Source organism: Paenibacillus roseus, assembly GCF_016424485.1.
Taxonomy (GTDB): domain Bacteria; phylum Bacillota; class Bacilli; order Paenibacillales; family Paenibacillaceae; genus Paenibacillus_D; species Paenibacillus_D roseus.
This window is the reverse complement of record NZ_JAELUP010000117.1, coordinates 116,537-132,693: the sequence shown is the minus strand read 5'-3', so window position 1 is coordinate 132,693 and position 16,157 is coordinate 116,537. Positions and strand designations below refer to the sequence as shown.

The window sequence follows — 16,157 nt, the reverse complement described above, 5'->3', positions numbered from 1 at the left end:
TCCAAGGTAAAAGATACCGGGAGATTTTCTAGATTGGTATAATTCGCGAGAGCAGCCTGATTAAGGACTGCTCTTTTTGTTACGCGTAGTCGTAATTCCAGCTAATTCAAGCGCCCGTATCCATGATCCAAAACGGTGTGCGTATAAAGAAGAACTAGGCCGTATCAGTTTGGATAAATGTTTACTTCCCGTGGATTCATACTGTTCACGTAGTAACTTTAACATTTCCTCATCAGTTAGCTTTGGTTGTCTATGTCTCTCTTTCTTGGGCGAGGGCAGCCCTGCCAGCCGACACATATCTAGCCAGCCTAGACGCAATTGAGCGTACATAGACATCGCGACACGACGCCGTGTGTTAAACATTATACGTGACATTGGTTCTCCGCCCAAGTCCATCTCTATATACGCGGCGCGAAGTGTCTCAATAACTTTTTCCTCAGTCCACTTAACAACGCTTGCGTTTTCCCTACTGACCTCGCGCCGCAGACACCCACACGATCTAGTTAATCCTGATCTTAGGGCACTCATTGATACTTGCTTTTCATTTCCGCAATCGCATCTGCACAGAAAGTGACGCATGGAAGTTGCACGACCAGTAATTTGAACGACTTGCGCATCTATTTCCTCGATTACGGTCAACCTTACATACTTATCCCCGATAATGTCGAGCCTCTTCCCCACACTGCCACTCCTTTAATTCTTGTAGATCACGCAGCCGTCCGCAAGTGTAATAATGACGGTAGCCGCTTGAATGGGCGTTTTTGATCCGTTTAACCTCCACGTATAATATTCGACAGGTTATCGGAAAATCCTTCGATAGTACCCATACTTTTCCGAATTATTTGGCTACAGGTTATATACCCCGATCGTCTAGGTCGGGTCTTTTTGTGGTCTGGGAATAGCGCGGCCACGCGAAAAGTGGTACTCCGAAACCACCTGTCCCGGTTTCTTTTCTTTCGGAAATTTACTACGCGGGGGTAGAGTATGAAGATTAATATGAGTATGAATGTCGCAGAGGTTAGATTTGATTGGGATAGCTTTAGTACGGTAAAGAGCATGTTGAAGGGGAAGCCTGGTGTATACGTGATTCACAAGAATGAAGACACCGTGCTGTATATAGGCATGTCGAAGGATTTGTCCAGCCGTCTCGCACAGCATGTACTTAATAAAGGCGGTAAGGACTTGCAGGGCGCAGTGTATTGCGAGGTCTATTTAACAGAAAGCAGCGCAATGGCGGATATCTTGGAAACTTACTTGATAAACAAGCTGAAGCCGGAGTTAAACTTCGGCAAGGCAGTATATAAAGAGTTTGTTCAAGACTCGGAAACCTCTCTCTATGAAATAGAGTCGAGAGCAGTTGATATGACTCAAGAGTTAGAGGATTTATGTTTTGATCTATATTCGAATCACGCGGACTATAAAGGTGAACAAGAGCCGAGTTTAGGCGAGGAGCTATACCTAATTCGTAGTATCCGGGAAAAGGAACGCGAATTACGAAGACTCCGATCACTAGCCGGAAGGTATCGTAGAAGAAGTGGAACCTTATCTGAAGATATAGCAGCTACACGGGCATCTCAATCGGACTATGCATACAAGCACCTCCCGCGTATACGAGAATACTTCGGAAACGTCGATATGTACGAAGAGGCGGTGACCGCTTAGTGGCTAACCTGCGTAATCAAACCACCGAATACATCGCCTTCTCCGGAACAGGTACGGCATACGATCCGGAAACAGGCGAGCCGCTTGTGTATGCGCCAGCCTCTACGCACAAGGTCGTAAACATAGCGCAGGCCGATTCGCACAAAGAGCGCGAAGGGTTCAAAGGCCGTCAGCACGATTTTACCTTCGCAGACATGTCCGAAATTGGAACGGTAGCCGCCGCACTTACAACGGCACAATGCGGATATCTGCTCGTTCTTCAATGCCACGTAGATTACGAGAGCGGCCGTCTAATCGGAAAGGGCAGCGTATCTCTTACAACTACGCAAATGCTCGATATTCTTCAGCTCAAACGGAAACGCCAGACATTCTACGATTTCCTGGACGCGTGCTTGGCGGCCGGAATCATCACGAAAGATGGCGTAGACTACTATATCAATCCGCTCTACCATTTTCGTGGCGTATCGCAGAATAGGGCGGTCATTCGCTCATACACGGCAAAGGTTAAGCAGGTGTATCGGGAAGTTAACGCGACCGATCTCGGCTTAATGTACCGGATGCTGCCGTATGTTCACTACGGGACTAACGCTCTGTGTGTGAACCCGTCCGAAGCTAACCCGCGGAAGATACGGTGGCTCAACGGTAAGGAACTGGCGGCTATCGTAGGTATTCATGAAAAGTCACTCAGCCGGTCATTACCTCGCATGAAGTTCGGCGGCGAATACATCTTGGCACGCTTGAAGTTCGGAGCAGAGTCCGATCCTGTCCGTTACTTCTTCAATCCTAACGTTTTCTACCGGAAAACTACGCAGCCGGACGACACACTATTGGCGATGTTCTCCGTAAAAAGGTAACCTCATTCGTACAAATCGGCAAAAAAGGTAACCTGAGTCGTACAATGAAAAACCGAGTAAACGGGAGATAATCGTAGATAATATACAATAAACGGCTATTTTCGGGGATTTTCGTTTTTAATTATATCTTTATCTTCTGACGGAGATGGGCGCACACAAACGTAGAGTCAACGTAATCAGACGGTAGGAATCGGATTAATAGGCGGGAAAAGCACCCGCCTGCATCGGGAAGGAAAACCGCCTTCCCTCGCACTTATCTTTTACCTACGTATATTTTAATCTTGTAAGAAATGATTCGTAAGTAAAATAGTCCGGACAGCAGCACGGTTTTTGGCTGCTGGACGAAGGGTTTTATCCTTTATGCTCCCAGTCAGTGTAATCACTGTACGTGAGCATTACGTTACCTACAATGGAGGTATTACCGATGTATACGATCCTATTCGTACACATTACGCTGGTTCTCGTTGCTATTCTTCACTACATTCCTACCGGATGCCTAAACGTAGTGAGACACGGTCGATCGCAGGTATTGGCGAACCTATTGCTTTTAGCCGTATTGCCTACGTTGTATATTGCGCTGTATTGGTTGCTATTACGAGACTAATGGAGGTGCTTTCGAATGCTAACGGTCCTTTACGTATGCCTAGCGATCCATTCCGCATTAGTTGTATCAGCGTTTATCTACGTAGGTCCTGCGCCATTTAAGCCACAAACCGAGGGTATTGCGGACAGTCTCCGTAATATAGCGATAGTTATTGTGGCTCCGGTATTGTGCATGTTCATCGTGTGGCTATTACGGGGGTATCGCGGAGGGTGGATTTGAACGTATCCTTCAACGGTAGATGTCCGTGTTTAACCGGCTCTAATGAAGCGGGAGGATTACGAGGCTTATCCGTAGGTTATCGTGAGGTTACGGAGGTATGGGGCTGCATGGCGGTGCTTATCGTATATGCTCCGTACATCTGCAACGCGCGCCTACCGGACGTGGCCTCCGAAACTCACGGGGTCATACTGCGATTTCCTGCATCAACGCTTTACCGTACGAAGTTTTATGCATATTACCGTTAATTACCAATTGTATACGGAGTGCATAAATAAGCGGCTCCGATGGGAAATGATTATACGCGATTCGCACGAAAGCCACGTCCCATAAGCGATGTATAAACGGTGAATAAACGGCTGAATTAGCGTAGATTAACCGAACGTGAGACCGCAAGCTGTGCGCGGGATTTCGAGTATTGAGGTACGTAGAGATATGTATCAAAGTCGGCTTTTGTACATATGTCCGTGCATATCGATGCATAAACGGTAGTGCATAACGGTCTTGTCGAAAATGTATAATCCGTCATCCGGTCGATGCGTCAACGCTTTACTACGGTAAAGTAACGGTGCCCCCCAAGGGAGGGGTCGCGTGGGGCTGCGTCTGGTGATTACAACTTACGTACAAAATTTTAAACTCGGGAGGTACTCGTATGATGCACGTCAAGTCCGACATGTCCGTCTATTCCACGAAACAACTTACGGTAGAGCTTGCCCGACGCGAAGGAGTACGTTGAAGTTGCGGTTAAGGTATCCGGTCCCGCAATCGTATTGATTAACGTTGATTTAAACCGCACAGACACGGCAATTTACGCGTCCTGCTCGTTTGAGAGGGTAATCGTCCACCCATCGGTAATGACGGTAAAATCACGGTAAATAGAAAGGAGGACGTAATATGTCCGCAGCAAAACGAAAACAACTCGAATCCCGGCTTGACGGTCGGCAGAAGATCGCCGCGCTCGCCGTAGTAGAACGGGATTTCGCGCCGGAAGATGTGCGGAAAGGTTTCGAGGAAATCGCGGCCGAGGTCGGGGTCAGTCGCAACACTTTATACGAATGGCGCACGCAGAATAAGGCGTTTATCGATTACGCGAACTCGCTGGCCGACGATTTTTTAACAGGCAAACGGTCGCTGGTGTACCGGAAGCTGATGGAGCTTATAGATAGCTCGCAGCCGTCTGTTAAGGCGATTGACTTGTTTATGAAGCGGGAGGGCTTAATTACGGCGCAGGTCGCGGTGGAAACGAAGGACGCGGGGGCTGCTCGGTCAAACGAAGAGTTGGCGGCCGAAATCGCGGAGATTGACGAGCTTTTACTTGAAGGTAAATAAACGGAAAGGAGTTGCGTAGCTATGGGCGAAATAGCGAAATGTTCAAACTGCGGGGAGAGTACGCCTGTTCCGTACTCTCCTAATTGGAAAATGTATTGCAGTAAGGAAGCGTGTAAGGAAGCAGCAATGAGCGCCGCGCTCGCCGGAATAACTCCCTCGAAGCGAAAGCGACTATCGAAGTCTAATGGCGTGGATTGACGGACAATGGCTCAACAGAGAAGCGCGGACCGACCGTATCAGTCTCTTACGGGAGAGAGGGCGGAAGCTTCACGCGTTGATTAAAGCCGGTAAAGCAACGGAATACCACGTAGAAACGTATCAAGCGACGGTGGCCGAACTCAGGCGACTCGTTCGGATACATCGGGCAGAAGTCGATATGCTCTACTTTTTCTACGAATACTTCTCGGAGGCGAGGAATCCCGGAAATCCGGACAATCTCGTACCCACTACGGCCGTCGATATGGACGATGCGCCGGAATTCCACGTGAAATTATCGAAGATTCTGGACGCGGTGTCCAACCGTAACAGAACGGCCCGTATCGCATGGGCGGCGTCGCGGGGACACGCTAAATCGGCGTATCTCAGCAATGCCTTTCCGGTGCATGAGATCGTATACCGGAAACGGAAAATGATTCTGATTATCTCCGAAACGAATAACGGGTCGAAGAAATTTATCAAATGGGTAGCCGGTCAGCTCAAGTACAATCAAAAGTTACGGGAAGACTTCGGCGGTGTGCTTGCGGAAAAGAAGTCAATGAACGAGAAGGATTCGGAAGAGGCTTTTCTTACGTCGACTGGTACCAAAATGGAAGCGACATCCCTCGGAATGCAGATTCGGGGTTTCCGGAACGGGTCGCAGCGACCGGATATGATCATACTCGACGACTTGGAATCGCGGGATTCGAACAATACGCCGGAGTTGCGGCAAAAGGCGAAAGACTGGCTTAACGCGGACTTGATGCCTGCTTACGATCCGACGCAGACGGCCATTATCTTCATGGGAACGCTGGTCCACCACGATTCGTTGCTAAATTACGTGTTGAAACAGCGTGTGGACTTTATCAAAAACGAATTCCCGGCCATTATTTCGCAGCCTGAACGGACAGATTTATGGTCGGAATTCGAACGTATATACAAGGAGTACGAGCCGACTGACGAAGAGTTGGCGGAATTTGAGGAGTCCGAAGAGGAACGGAAATCACCGAACGTTGAGGCCGCAATGCGGTATTACAACGAGAATAAGCCGGAAATGGATCGCGGTGCGGAGGTCCTCTGGCCTGGCCGGTTTCCTATCGCGCATTTGATCCTCGAAAAGTTGAACTACGGAACAAAAGCGTTTAACACGGAGTTTATGAATAACCCGATTGACGAGGAAAGCCAGGTGTTTAAGCCGGACCAATTTCGGTATTACGATACGCTGCCGGACTTTAGTCACCGAGATTATTACGTATCTACCGGTATTGACTTCGCGATGGGAAAGCAGCGCGGCGACTACTCTGCCATTGTTACGCTGGCTCAACATAGAGTAACGAAACGAATATACGTCATTGACGCGTGGGGGGAGCGAGTGCACCCCGACGTTTTTTTGCGTGTCATTGTCGAAAAGGTTATCCGCTACCAGCCGGACGTGATTGCGGCGGAGGCGCAAATGGCGCAGGAATTCTTCGTCCACAAGCTCAAGCAGGCGTTAACGGCCGCGGGGTATCCGGCTCGGAATCGCGTTAAGGAAATTCATCAACGGACGCGGAAAGCGCTTCGTATCGAGGCTATGCTGCCCGATATCGAGAACGGAACGATCATATTTAACCGGGCGCACGCGTTGCTGCTCGAACATTTTGAACGGTACGGAAGTCGCTGGTACGACGATTTGCCGGACGCTATGGAGATGGCGTATTCGGCGTTTAAGAAAGGCAAACGGCAGGTGCGAAATAAACCGGCGGTATTTTATCGATAAAGGAGGCCGCAAGTTGACGAAACTATTTAAGCCGGGGAATCAATACCCGCCACCGGACGATATCGAACGTATCGCGAAGTACAAGCGAGGCCGCGCGATATACGACGGGCGGTTATTCGATGTGTACGAGAGGGCTTCGGAACTGTTAAAGGATACGCCAGCCGCGCCGCAGCTCGCCAAGCTGTATATAGCCGTAAATCTAGTGGACGTACTCGTCGGAAAACCGGCGGACCTCATGGTCGGCGATCCACCAACGTTTGAATCCGGTAACCCTGACGACTCGGCGGAACAGGCGGCTCTTAATCGCATCGTCGAGGAGAACGACATTGTACAGCTTATCCACGAAACGGTAACGGGCGGCGGTATTCGCGGCGATTCGTGGATCAAGACATATTACGCGGATCGGAACGACTACTCGGCGTTGAAGGAAGCGGGGCTAGCCGTGCCGGAACCGAAGAATGAGCCGATTATCGAAGCGGTAGACGCTTGCTACGTGTTCCCGGAATTGGCCCGAGGCAGCCGGAAGAAATTCGCGGCAATCAATATTGCTTACGTAGAATGGGTCGACGAGAAAGAGGCGGTAATTTCTTCGCTGCTCACCGGTCAAAAAGAGAAGGAAACACCGTACCTCGTAGTGGAGCGTCATTTGCCGGGCTATATCCTCTACGAACGCTATAAGCTTACGGTAGAAGGTGTCAACAGTCAGTACGGTGTGGAAGTCCCAACTTTTACGATTGGGGAACCGGTCGTGACGGGTCGTGACGAAGATATTGTTTCCACAGGTGTTAATCGACCGTTAGTATTCCACGCGCCATACAAAACGGTGGACGACAATTGGCGCGGGATTGGCGGAATTGAAAAGCTTGAATCCGTATTGGCAGCGATTAACGACCGGCTCGTACAAATCGATTACATCCTGTGGAAGCATTCGGACCCGATCGCTTACGGGCCGGACGATATCGGCGAGGAAGACGGCACGAACGCGGTTCGGTGGGGCGGCAAATACATCCCCGTAAGCAAGGATGACGGCACTCCAGGGTACATGACGTGGAATTCGCAGCTTGAGGGCGCATTTAAGGAACTCGACATATTGTTGTCTCTCGTATTTATCCAGTCGGAGACTCCGCAATGGTTATTCGGAACGGTAATGGCGGGGTCCGATAAAGGCGGAACAGGTACATCGCATACGGACGGCTCGGCCATCAAGTCCCGTTTTATGCCGATACTCTCCAAAGTTAAACGTATCAGGACGCATTTTGATAAGGCGCTCCGAGACGCGTTGTGGACGGCGATGGAGCTGGAGAATTACGCAAATGAGGGCGTAGAGGGATTTGCGAAGTACGATCCAGTGTATCCGAAGATTAATTGGCGAGACGGAATCCCTCGTAATGAGAAAGAGGAAGCGGAGATTTACTCGTTGCGAACCGGAGGCAAGCCGACCGCCGACGTTAAAGGCTCGATCAAGGTACTTGACGGAGTTGACGACTTGCAGGCGGAGGAAACAATGCGGCGGATTCGCGAGGACGAGAAAGCGGCCGGATTTACGGAAAGCTCGGTATTTAACGAGGTACTCGCGTAATGGCTGGCCGTGAACCAGGTAAACTCCCGATTAAAAACGCCGTCCTGGTAGCTGCTTACCGTAAAGCCATCCGGCGGATTAACGGAGAATTGGCGTCGCTGGCGTTGTCCGATTTCAGCCGGGCTATTACACTGGCTGCGTTAAAGGAGATATCTGAAACCCTTGCGGAACTCAATGCGAGATCGGCGGAGTGGGTTGAGGAAAACGTAAAGGAAACGGTTCGACTCGGAATTGTCGAAGCAATTATCGCGACCGGAGCCGCTAAAAATGCGACAGAGGCCGCTAAGATCGTTTCGTTTAATCGAGCGAACCGTGCGTTAATCGAGGCGGTGATTACGGACACTCGTAAGGATTTACAGAATATCGGACGCAATATTGAGGTACAGACGGGGGTTGCAATACGGCGAGCTTCGGCAACAGTTATGCGTGAAAATATGGCGGCCGGAATCAACGGGCGTAAGACGATTAATCGCGAAACAATGGTTGAAGTACGTAAGATTATAGGGGAAGCTACGGATAAAATCGCTATTTCAGCGGGCGGCCGCCGATGGAAGCCGGAAACGTACGTCGATATGGTTACGCGGACCAAAATGGCGGAGGCACATCGGGAATCGACCGCGAATGAAGCGGTACAACGTGGAGTATTTTACGGAGTTATCTCGCGGCCTGGCGCAACAGACGCCTGCTCGCGGTGGGAAGGACGTATCGTAAAGCTTACGGCGGAGGCTCCGGGGGATTATCCGTATATCGGCGAACTTCCACGCCGGGAGATATTTCATCCCAACTGCCGACACGTAATTAGCCCGATACGAAATCCGGAAAGCTTGTAGTAATAGCCGAAAGGCTGACCGAACGCATACGTCAATAAACTGCGCGGATACGATAGCCGACGGGCTTTAAACGGTTGGAGGCACACGAATGATTAACGATGATACACAACGTAACCATATGTTTACACTCGACTTGCAGACGTTTTCCGATTCCGAGGGCGACCCTGAACCAGAACCGAAGCCACTTACGATGACACAGGCGGAGTTTGACGCGAAGATCGCCGACCGAATCACACGCGAACGTAAGAAATTTTCTGACTACGACGAACTGAAATCGAAGCTGTCCGAATTTGAGAATGCGGAAGCCGAGCGACAGAGGGCGGCTATGACGGAACAGGAACGTGTTCAGGCGGAACTCGCGGCAGCGAAGAAAGCAGCGGAGGAAGCCGAAGGGAAATCGGCCGCAACGTTGAAAGCTGCTAATGACCGCGTAATCAAGGCGGATTTTAAGCTCGCGGCGGCTTCGGCAAACATCCGACAAGACGCGTTGGATGATGCGTTTTTGTTGGCGGATAAGGCGGGAATTACAGTTGATGACGATGGCAACGTAAAAGGCATAAAAGAGGCGTTGGACGCGTTAGTGGCGGCGAAACCGTACCTTATCGAAGTTACCACGCCGAACAAGCCGAGATCAATCGGTGACCCGAATAATCCGGCGGAAGAACAGCGGAAAACGCTGGAGGTACAGTTGGAGGACGCTGAGAAACGGAAGGATTTCGGGAAAGTCGTGGAGTTATCGAACAAAATCTTAAACTTGAAGTAAAGAGGCCCCGATCAATCGGCGGTCTTTTTATTTTATACACATAAACAGTCCAAGGGGGAAATGACGAATGTCTCAATTTACATTTACGTATGACTTTAAAGATCAGGTGCGCCAACTCGAAGCGGGTATCTCGCTGATTATTAACGATGCACCTACGCTGTTAGGCATGGTCGGTATCGGTGGCGAACCACTTTTTCAAACGAAGTACGAGTGGATGTCCGACAACCTTAACTCTAACCGCGCAAACGTAGCGGCAGCGGTAAGTGCGTCCGCCACTACATTTAACGTCGCACCCGGCGATGGCGAGAAGTTCCGCGTTAACTCTATTATCGTAGCTGGCGAAGAGTACATGCAGGTGACCGCGGTTAATATCGATGCAATTACGGTAGTTCGCGGATTTGACGGAACCACCCCGGCTGCCCTCGCGTCTGGTGACGGAATTCGTATTGTTTCTCGTCCGCAATTGCAGGGCGCGTTGCCTGGCGTTGACGAGGCACACGACCGCTACACCGATTACAACTTTACGCAGATTATCGAACGTTACGCGGCCGTGTCCGGTACGCAAATGGCTGTCCGCACACACAACGTAACTAACGAGCTAAACTACCAAGTGGAACTCCGTTTGAAGGAATTGGCGCGTGAGCTTAACGACTGGCTGATCTTCGGACGCCGTATTCAAGGTCAAAAGAGTGTTCCGTCCACATCCGGCGGGCTACTGTACTTCGCGGAGAAAAACGCGTCTGCTAAAAAGAATCTGTCAGGCGCGGAAGTGTCGGCCAAAGCGATTAATGACCTGATGGAACAAGTTTACCTTCGCGGTGGTAACGTAAATACGATTTTGACGAACACTGCGGGCGCTCGTCAAATTTCGAAGTTGGCGAAGGATACCATCCGCACCGTACGTACGGACGAGACGACGGGGCACCGTATCTCTACGTTCGTATCCGACATCACAGGCGGCAATGAAGCAACTATCATCGTTGACCCGAACTTCCCGGTTAACAAAATTGCGCTGTTCGACCGTAGTATTCTTAAATTGTCGCCAATGCAAGGACGTAGCCTATACGATGTTGACGCATCTATTCCTGGCGCGGACTTCGTAGCTCGTCAGATTCGCGGCGAGTACGGTATTACCGTCAAGAATGCGAAGGAAAAAATCGCGATCCTCGAAAATATTAGCACATCGGTATCTTAACCGGTATTCTAAGAGGGCTTCGCGGCCCTCTTTTAACGTAAACTAAACGGAGGTGTGACGAATTTGTCGATATCAGGACATGATGCAGAGCGATTAAATCTGATCAGTCCGGCGGCTAACGACATCAAACTAGGAGACATCGTAAAGAAATTACAAGAAGATGGCGGAGGCGGACCGGCTGTTGACGAAGAAGCACGGGAAATGGCGGAAGCAGCGAAGTTTAAGGATTATGCGCGTAAGGAGACAGCACCGCAAGGGTACGTAGACGAAGCGCCGGTTTTTAAGAAATACGGTAACCGTCCGGTGTTTAGTCGGAATGACGCTCCGTGGCTCGTAAGTAATAACTACGCGCTTTATTGGCCTAGCGTAATCCACATGAAAGCAGTTTATCCGCAAGCTCTGGACGAATTTTACATGTATTACTCGTCAGACCACGCGTCCGGAAAAGGTGGTATTGGTTTAGCAACGGCCCCGCATCCTCTCGGTCCTTGGACGGATAAAGGACGAGTTTATTACGATGATGTGGACGGTGAGCAGACGGAGACCCCATCCGTGGTTTTTAACGAGGTAACAGGCAAATTTCACATGTACTACCACAATAACTATTACGCTACAAGTAGCCCCACTTACCGGGCGCAGGCGACGTGTCTCGCTACTTCGGACGATGGGCTTACTTGGACGCGGTATGCCGGTAATCCGATCATCATGACCAATGAGTCGGAGTTCACAGGGGATGGACATTGCGGATATGCCCGTGTTTACCGTCAAGGGCGTATGTGGGTAGCGCATCACCTGCTAGGTGGGGGAGGCACGTACAAACTCGGCGTGTCCTATTCCGAGGATGGGTTCCGCTGGCAGATTGATCCGAGGCCGATCGTAGGTTTTACGGACATACTCGAAGATAAGTCCGGATCAAGAATCGAATTTCACCACACGTTCCCGTTTTCGTTTAAATCTAAACCTTGGATCGTATGCACCGTAAGTCCATTCGAATCAGGCTTTAATACGGCGAAAAAGAACATCGTGATCGCGAAATTTGAGAATGCGCGGAATATTCATTCGGTTTATCCCGGAATTAGCGAAGGGGGTACCGGCGCGTGGGACGCAGGGGCGCTGAAACAACCGCAAGTTATCGAATATCAAGGGAAACTATACCTTTTCTACGCGGCAAATGGTACGGATAATCAGGGCGCAGTAGGCGTTGCAGTTGCGGAGGTGGTGTAATGATCAGGGACGCCTGGGGCGAGGAAATACCGTTTGGTAAGACGGCGAAACGCGTCGAGGAAAACTTTATGCTTGCGACAACGTTACCTAGTTGGGTATCTGTAACGGGAACGGGTACACCTACGCATACTATATCTCCGCTCGAATCTAGTTATGGCTATCTCGAAGTCAAGACGAGCGCAGCAGCAGACGATACGGCGATCTTGAATATCTTCCCGAACGGTATAAGCTTTTCGCCAAACATTCGTGAGATTCGGTTAGAGTTTGAATCGCTGTTTTTCTCGAATGGCACGCCGAACATTAACGTTTTTCTCGAAATGACCAACTCTGGGAAGACGAAAGGGTTTGCGGTATCGTCCACACCAACCGAAGGTGACGACACCCGGATCAAAACGTTTACATCCTCGGGAGCCAAAACTGATTCCGTACTTAAGCAGCATCCGCTTCTCAATTTAGGCGAATGGAAGCGGAGGAAGAACCTTGAACTACGGCTTCGCTCGGACGGGACCGTAATTTTACTCGAATGCGGAAACGTGTTTTACGAAAAAAGGTTCTCCGCCTCGGAGATGGACATCGGAGGATCGTTTATATTACGGCCCCGTATCTCTATACGTAATATTCCCGGCTCGACTACGCGACATTTTCGCGTATCGAAAGTCGCCCTAACGGTAATTCACAACTAAATCACGGAGGTGTAACGATTGGTAACGTACCAAGGACCGTCTAACTATGAAGTTGATATCGGAGGTAAGACGGTAAGGTTTAACTGGTTTGGCGAGTATAGCACGGAAGATGGGATAGAGACTACGGTACTTGACGAACTCGCTCCGAAATGGATTACGCGGGTTAGTGAGACTGAGAACGATACTCCCGAAGATATTCCGGAGGTATCGGAAGAAAAATCGATTGAAATTGAACCGGGGGAAGCGGAGTCGAAGCCAGAAGCGAAACTACCAAGTCGCCGTAAATCCTCCGGTAAATAAGGAGGAATATGCCTATGGCGGTTAATATTACGGACGCAGACTTGTATATTACGAAATGGTGCGTTGATAACGAAGACTGGTCGGACAGTGACGAGGCGAGAAAACATCGGATATTAAACGTCGCGTCACGTCACTTGACGACCAGATACTCGAAACTTACGATACCAGACAACGCAGTGTACGAGTTCAGCAACGAACTATCCATCGCGTTTAACGATTCAAACCGGCTCCAGCAGCAGGGCGTCGCGGCGTTTTCGTTGACTGGAGTCGCATCCATGACGTTCAAGGATTGGGCAAAATCGGGACTTGACGCGTGGATATCCGATACGGTCCTCGATTTGATTTCGGCGGAAAACGGCGGAATATCGCTGTCGCGGCGGGCAATCCGCTGGACCGTATTATAGGAGGTGACGGACAATGCCGATGGGAATTTCGCTGCGTCAGCAAGTAACCGTCTATCCTCCGGACTCGGATGACCCGAACAATCCGACTCCCGACTCCGATCCATTTAAGTTGAGATGTCGGTTTCAGGAGGGTACCGAAGTCGTTTCGGACCAACACGGCCGGGAAGTCGTGTCTTCCGCGCAGATTTTTCTCGACAAATTCGCCAATGTGTCGGCGGCCTCCGAATACGAATACGTAGACGAGACGGGAGCAGCACGCAGGTACACGACGGTTACTACGGCGCGGAAACGGTGGCTTAACGGTAAAACGATACTAACGGTGGTGTACGTCAAATGAGTGATGGATTAACGTTTGATACGAAGGGATTTACGGCAGGAGTTGCGTTGATGCAGCAGCGGGCAGTTTCAGCGGCCAAAGACGGAATGCATGACTCCATGGACGATTTATTACGCCGGTCACGCGAACTGGCACCGCTGAATAAAGGTCCGCTACGGATGACGGCATGGTCAGAAGTTACCGAGAAGGACGGCGTGGTAGAAGGTGCGGTTTATTATAGCGTGGTAGAAAAAGAGGGAAATGGCCGTTTTAACTACGCGCTCCGGACGCACGAAATGAGCGAGTATAAGAACCCAACCACGCCCGGAACTCAGCCGAAGTACCTCGAGCGGCCGTATAAAGAAAACGTCGAGCGGTACCGTGACGATATCGCCGCCGCCATCCGGAAGGAGTTGTTGTAACGCGTGTTTACGATTGCGGAGTTAAAATCAAACGTGGAGGCCACCGTACCGTACACGTACTATATCAACGAGTTTCCGGCAACTGGCGCAGACAATTCGGCATATGTACGGATCACAGGCGGATTTGCTCCTTCGCAATGGACGCCGCAGCTTCGGCCCTCGTTTCAAGTCGTGGTCCGTGCGAAGACTACAGCGCAGGCGGAGACAGTAGCTTTGGCAATTTGGAACGCGTACCATCAGCGGCGTGCGTTTAATATCGGGAGTCAGCGTATCGTAGCGACGTTTGCGGATCAGCCAATTCCGCTGTATCTCGGTGTAGACGACAATAAGCGGGCATTATACAGCGTCAATTTTACGGCGAGGTTTCTTAACGGCGTTTCGCGGCCATAATACGCGATCAATATAAATAAACGTAGCGAGACGGTCAGCCTTCGGGTTGGCCGTTTTTGCTGCGGACATATACGAGGGGGAAACGATAAATGGCAGTAGATGCGGAGAAAATCAAGCTCGGCCCGTGCAGAGTAACGTTTGATTTCGAGGGTACTAAACCAATCGTGTTTGAGCAGACGCAGGGCGGAGTTGTATTAACTTACGAGGAGACCACACGAGACATCAACGTTGACCAGTTGGGTTCTTCGGCAGCGGACGTAATTATCACGGGGCGTACAGCCTCCGTGGCGGTTCCGATTATCGAACATGACCTCGAAAAGCTGGCCGCGATTATTCCCGGCGCGAAACTCGTAATTGATGGTACGGACCCAACTAAAAAGCGCGTTGACGTGAATGCGCTCGTTGTTCAGCGGCTGTTTCCGTTTGCGAAAAAAGTTAAGTTAGAACCGCTGGACGAGAAAGCGACCGTAGAAGATACGGTTATTCTGCATAAGGCGGCCCCACAAACCAATCTAAATTATACGTACAACTACGATAACGAACTCGTAACAAATACGACATTTCGGGCATTCCCGGATAGCGACGGACTGTTGATTTCCTTCGGCGATCCGTCTGCAAAAGAATAATACGTACTCGGGCGGCTCTTAACGGGGCCGCTCTTTTATATCCGAAAGGAGATGAACACGAAAATGAACGTGATTTCACGATTATTTAATAAATCGGACATTGAATCGGTAGTCATCGGAGACAAGACAGTACCGATCCCGAAGCTGACTATCGCTAAATGGCGGCAGTTATTTGACGTAGTAGAGGCGCTCCCTCAAATAGCGGTTACAGTGCTTACTACGCGTGGTTCCGAGCAGTTTACGACAACCGTAATGGCCGCCCTTCAACTGGCCGCTGACGAAGCAATCCGTATTGTATCAGTCTTATCGGGGCTTGATGCGGAGTATATCGAGCAGCACGCGACACTTAACGATGTTCTCGAATTCATCCGTTTGACGGCGGAAAAGAACGATTTGGAGTTGACGCTAAAAAACGTCAAAGCCGCTCTCGGCCGGTTCAAAACGGGTCCGGTTCAGGGCGGCATGGGCGGCAATTAACGTTGGACGAATGGCTAATAGGCGCGGCGGTCCGGCTTGGCGTAAGTCAGATCGTCCTTGATACGGAGTTTTACATGATCGATCTGCCGGATTTACTCCGATACAAAGCGGCAGAGACAGCGGAACAGCGGCTGATGGCGTTACAAATTGCAACGATGAGCCAGTGCGTAGATAAGGACGCGTACGGGCGTTTTGTCGATCAATTACGGGCGGATTTGATACACGATGACGGAGCGGAGCCTGCCGAACAAGCAGACCGACTTGACCGGAACGCACTCGAAAAGCTACGTGGCAAGATCGGAAATCGGACGAGAGGGGGTGCGTAATAG

At 50.4% G+C, this 16,157-nt stretch carries 19 protein-coding genes; 18 read left to right on the top strand and 1 reads right to left on the bottom strand.

Annotation, left to right across the window (positions count from 1 at the left end; all coding sequences use genetic code 11):
• Positions 1 to 60 precede the first annotated feature (60 nt).
• Positions 61 to 225, bottom strand: a complete 165-nt coding sequence (locus JFN88_RS25535) for a homing endonuclease associated repeat-containing protein (protein ID WP_369123021.1) — start codon at positions 223 to 225, stop codon at positions 61 to 63.
• A 759-nt stretch (positions 226 to 984) separates the two neighbouring features.
• Here JFN88_RS25535 and JFN88_RS23385 point away from each other — a divergent pair.
• From JFN88_RS23385 to JFN88_RS23300, 18 genes are all read left to right on the top strand, one after another.
• Positions 985 to 1,662, top strand: coding sequence for a GIY-YIG nuclease family protein (locus JFN88_RS23385; protein ID WP_199021763.1), 678 nt, complete (start codon positions 985 to 987; stop codon positions 1,660 to 1,662).
• Entirely contained in the window at positions 1,662 to 2,516 is an 855-nt protein-coding gene (locus JFN88_RS23380; protein WP_332908542.1) for a hypothetical protein, read from the top strand. The genes JFN88_RS23385 and JFN88_RS23380 overlap by 1 nt, the downstream gene beginning before the upstream one ends.
• A gap of 1,714 nt (positions 2,517 to 4,230) precedes the next feature.
• Positions 4,231 to 4,665 (top strand): phBC6A51 family helix-turn-helix protein, encoded by a 435-nt coding sequence (locus JFN88_RS23375; RefSeq protein WP_199021762.1) that lies wholly within the window; start codon positions 4,231 to 4,233, stop codon positions 4,663 to 4,665.
• A 274-nt stretch (positions 4,666 to 4,939) separates the two neighbouring features.
• Positions 4,940 to 6,619, top strand: a complete 1,680-nt coding sequence (gene terL, locus JFN88_RS23370; RefSeq protein WP_233168356.1) for a phage terminase large subunit — start codon at positions 4,940 to 4,942, stop codon at positions 6,617 to 6,619.
• Positions 6,620 to 6,632: 13 nt separating this feature from the next.
• Positions 6,633 to 8,198 (top strand): phage portal protein, encoded by a 1,566-nt coding sequence (locus tag JFN88_RS23365; RefSeq protein ID WP_199021760.1) that lies wholly within the window; start codon positions 6,633 to 6,635, stop codon positions 8,196 to 8,198.
• A complete protein-coding gene (locus JFN88_RS23360) occupies positions 8,198 to 9,028 on the top strand; it encodes a phage minor capsid protein (protein ID WP_199021759.1) in 831 nt (276 codons plus the stop codon). Before JFN88_RS23365 ends, JFN88_RS23360 begins: the two co-directional genes overlap by 1 nt.
• A gap of 88 nt (positions 9,029 to 9,116) precedes the next feature.
• The gene (locus JFN88_RS23355) at positions 9,117 to 9,791 is read left to right on the top strand and encodes a phage scaffolding protein (RefSeq protein WP_199021758.1); all 675 of its coding nucleotides are present in this window, start codon (positions 9,117 to 9,119) and stop codon (positions 9,789 to 9,791) included.
• 67 nt (positions 9,792 to 9,858) lie between these two features.
• Positions 9,859 to 10,986 carry an SU10 major capsid protein gene (locus JFN88_RS23350; RefSeq protein ID WP_199021757.1) on the top strand — a complete coding sequence of 376 codons (1,128 nt, stop codon included), beginning with the start codon at positions 9,859 to 9,861 and terminating at the stop codon, positions 10,984 to 10,986.
• A 63-nt stretch (positions 10,987 to 11,049) separates the two neighbouring features.
• A complete protein-coding gene (locus JFN88_RS23345; protein WP_199021756.1) occupies positions 11,050 to 12,210 on the top strand; it encodes a glycoside hydrolase family protein in 1,161 nt (386 codons plus the stop codon).
• Positions 12,210 to 12,893, top strand: a complete 684-nt coding sequence (locus JFN88_RS23340; protein WP_199021755.1) for a hypothetical protein — start codon at positions 12,210 to 12,212, stop codon at positions 12,891 to 12,893. The genes JFN88_RS23345 and JFN88_RS23340 overlap by 1 nt, the downstream gene beginning before the upstream one ends.
• An 18-nt stretch (positions 12,894 to 12,911) precedes the next feature.
• A complete protein-coding gene (locus JFN88_RS23335; RefSeq protein ID WP_199021754.1) occupies positions 12,912 to 13,193 on the top strand; it encodes a hypothetical protein in 282 nt (93 codons plus the stop codon).
• A 14-nt stretch (positions 13,194 to 13,207) separates the two neighbouring features.
• The gene (locus JFN88_RS23330) at positions 13,208 to 13,597 is read left to right on the top strand and encodes a hypothetical protein (protein WP_199021753.1); all 390 of its coding nucleotides are present in this window, start codon (positions 13,208 to 13,210) and stop codon (positions 13,595 to 13,597) included.
• A gap of 13 nt (positions 13,598 to 13,610) precedes the next feature.
• Complete coding sequence (locus tag JFN88_RS23325; RefSeq protein ID WP_199021752.1) at positions 13,611 to 13,934, top strand: hypothetical protein; 324 nt, start codon at positions 13,611 to 13,613, stop codon at positions 13,932 to 13,934.
• Positions 13,931 to 14,335, top strand: a complete 405-nt coding sequence (locus tag JFN88_RS23320; protein WP_199021751.1) for a hypothetical protein — start codon at positions 13,931 to 13,933, stop codon at positions 14,333 to 14,335. Before JFN88_RS23325 ends, JFN88_RS23320 begins: the two co-directional genes overlap by 4 nt.
• Positions 14,336 to 14,338: 3 nt before the next feature.
• Complete coding sequence (locus JFN88_RS23315) at positions 14,339 to 14,725, top strand: minor capsid protein (RefSeq protein WP_199021750.1); 387 nt, start codon at positions 14,339 to 14,341, stop codon at positions 14,723 to 14,725.
• Positions 14,726 to 14,814: 89 nt separating this feature from the next.
• Positions 14,815 to 15,351, top strand: coding sequence for a hypothetical protein (locus JFN88_RS23310; RefSeq protein ID WP_199021749.1), 537 nt, complete (start codon positions 14,815 to 14,817; stop codon positions 15,349 to 15,351).
• A 63-nt stretch (positions 15,352 to 15,414) separates the two neighbouring features.
• A complete protein-coding gene (locus tag JFN88_RS23305) occupies positions 15,415 to 15,828 on the top strand; it encodes a hypothetical protein (protein ID WP_199021748.1) in 414 nt (137 codons plus the stop codon).
• A 2-nt stretch (positions 15,829 to 15,830) separates the two neighbouring features.
• On the top strand, positions 15,831 to 16,154 hold the full coding sequence (locus JFN88_RS23300) for a hypothetical protein (RefSeq protein WP_199021747.1): 324 nt from the start codon (positions 15,831 to 15,833) through the stop codon (positions 16,152 to 16,154).
• Positions 16,155 to 16,157: the final 3 nt, after the last annotated feature.

Bases quoted from the DNA above. Each gene is read 5' to 3' on its own strand.
- JFN88_RS25535 (WP_369123021.1), bottom strand. From the start codon at position 225: ATGTTAAAGTTACTACGTGAACAGTATGAATCCACGGGAAGTAAACAT.
- JFN88_RS23385 (WP_199021763.1), top strand. From the start codon at position 985: ATGAAGATTAATATGAGTATGAATGTCGCAGAGGTTAGATTTGATTGG.
- JFN88_RS23375 (WP_199021762.1), top strand. From the start codon at position 4,231: ATGTCCGCAGCAAAACGAAAACAACTCGAATCCCGGCTTGACGGTCGG.
- JFN88_RS23360 (WP_199021759.1), top strand. From the start codon at position 8,198: ATGGCTGGCCGTGAACCAGGTAAACTCCCGATTAAAAACGCCGTCCTG.
- JFN88_RS23355 (WP_199021758.1), top strand. From the start codon at position 9,117: ATGATTAACGATGATACACAACGTAACCATATGTTTACACTCGACTTG.
- JFN88_RS23350 (WP_199021757.1), top strand. From the start codon at position 9,859: ATGTCTCAATTTACATTTACGTATGACTTTAAAGATCAGGTGCGCCAA.
- JFN88_RS23340 (WP_199021755.1), top strand. From the start codon at position 12,210: ATGATCAGGGACGCCTGGGGCGAGGAAATACCGTTTGGTAAGACGGCG.
- JFN88_RS23330 (WP_199021753.1), top strand. From the start codon at position 13,208: ATGGCGGTTAATATTACGGACGCAGACTTGTATATTACGAAATGGTGC.
- JFN88_RS23325 (WP_199021752.1), top strand. From the start codon at position 13,611: ATGCCGATGGGAATTTCGCTGCGTCAGCAAGTAACCGTCTATCCTCCG.
- JFN88_RS23320 (WP_199021751.1), top strand. From the start codon at position 13,931: ATGAGTGATGGATTAACGTTTGATACGAAGGGATTTACGGCAGGAGTT.
- JFN88_RS23310 (WP_199021749.1), top strand. From the start codon at position 14,815: ATGGCAGTAGATGCGGAGAAAATCAAGCTCGGCCCGTGCAGAGTAACG.
- JFN88_RS23305 (WP_199021748.1), top strand. From the start codon at position 15,415: ATGAACGTGATTTCACGATTATTTAATAAATCGGACATTGAATCGGTA.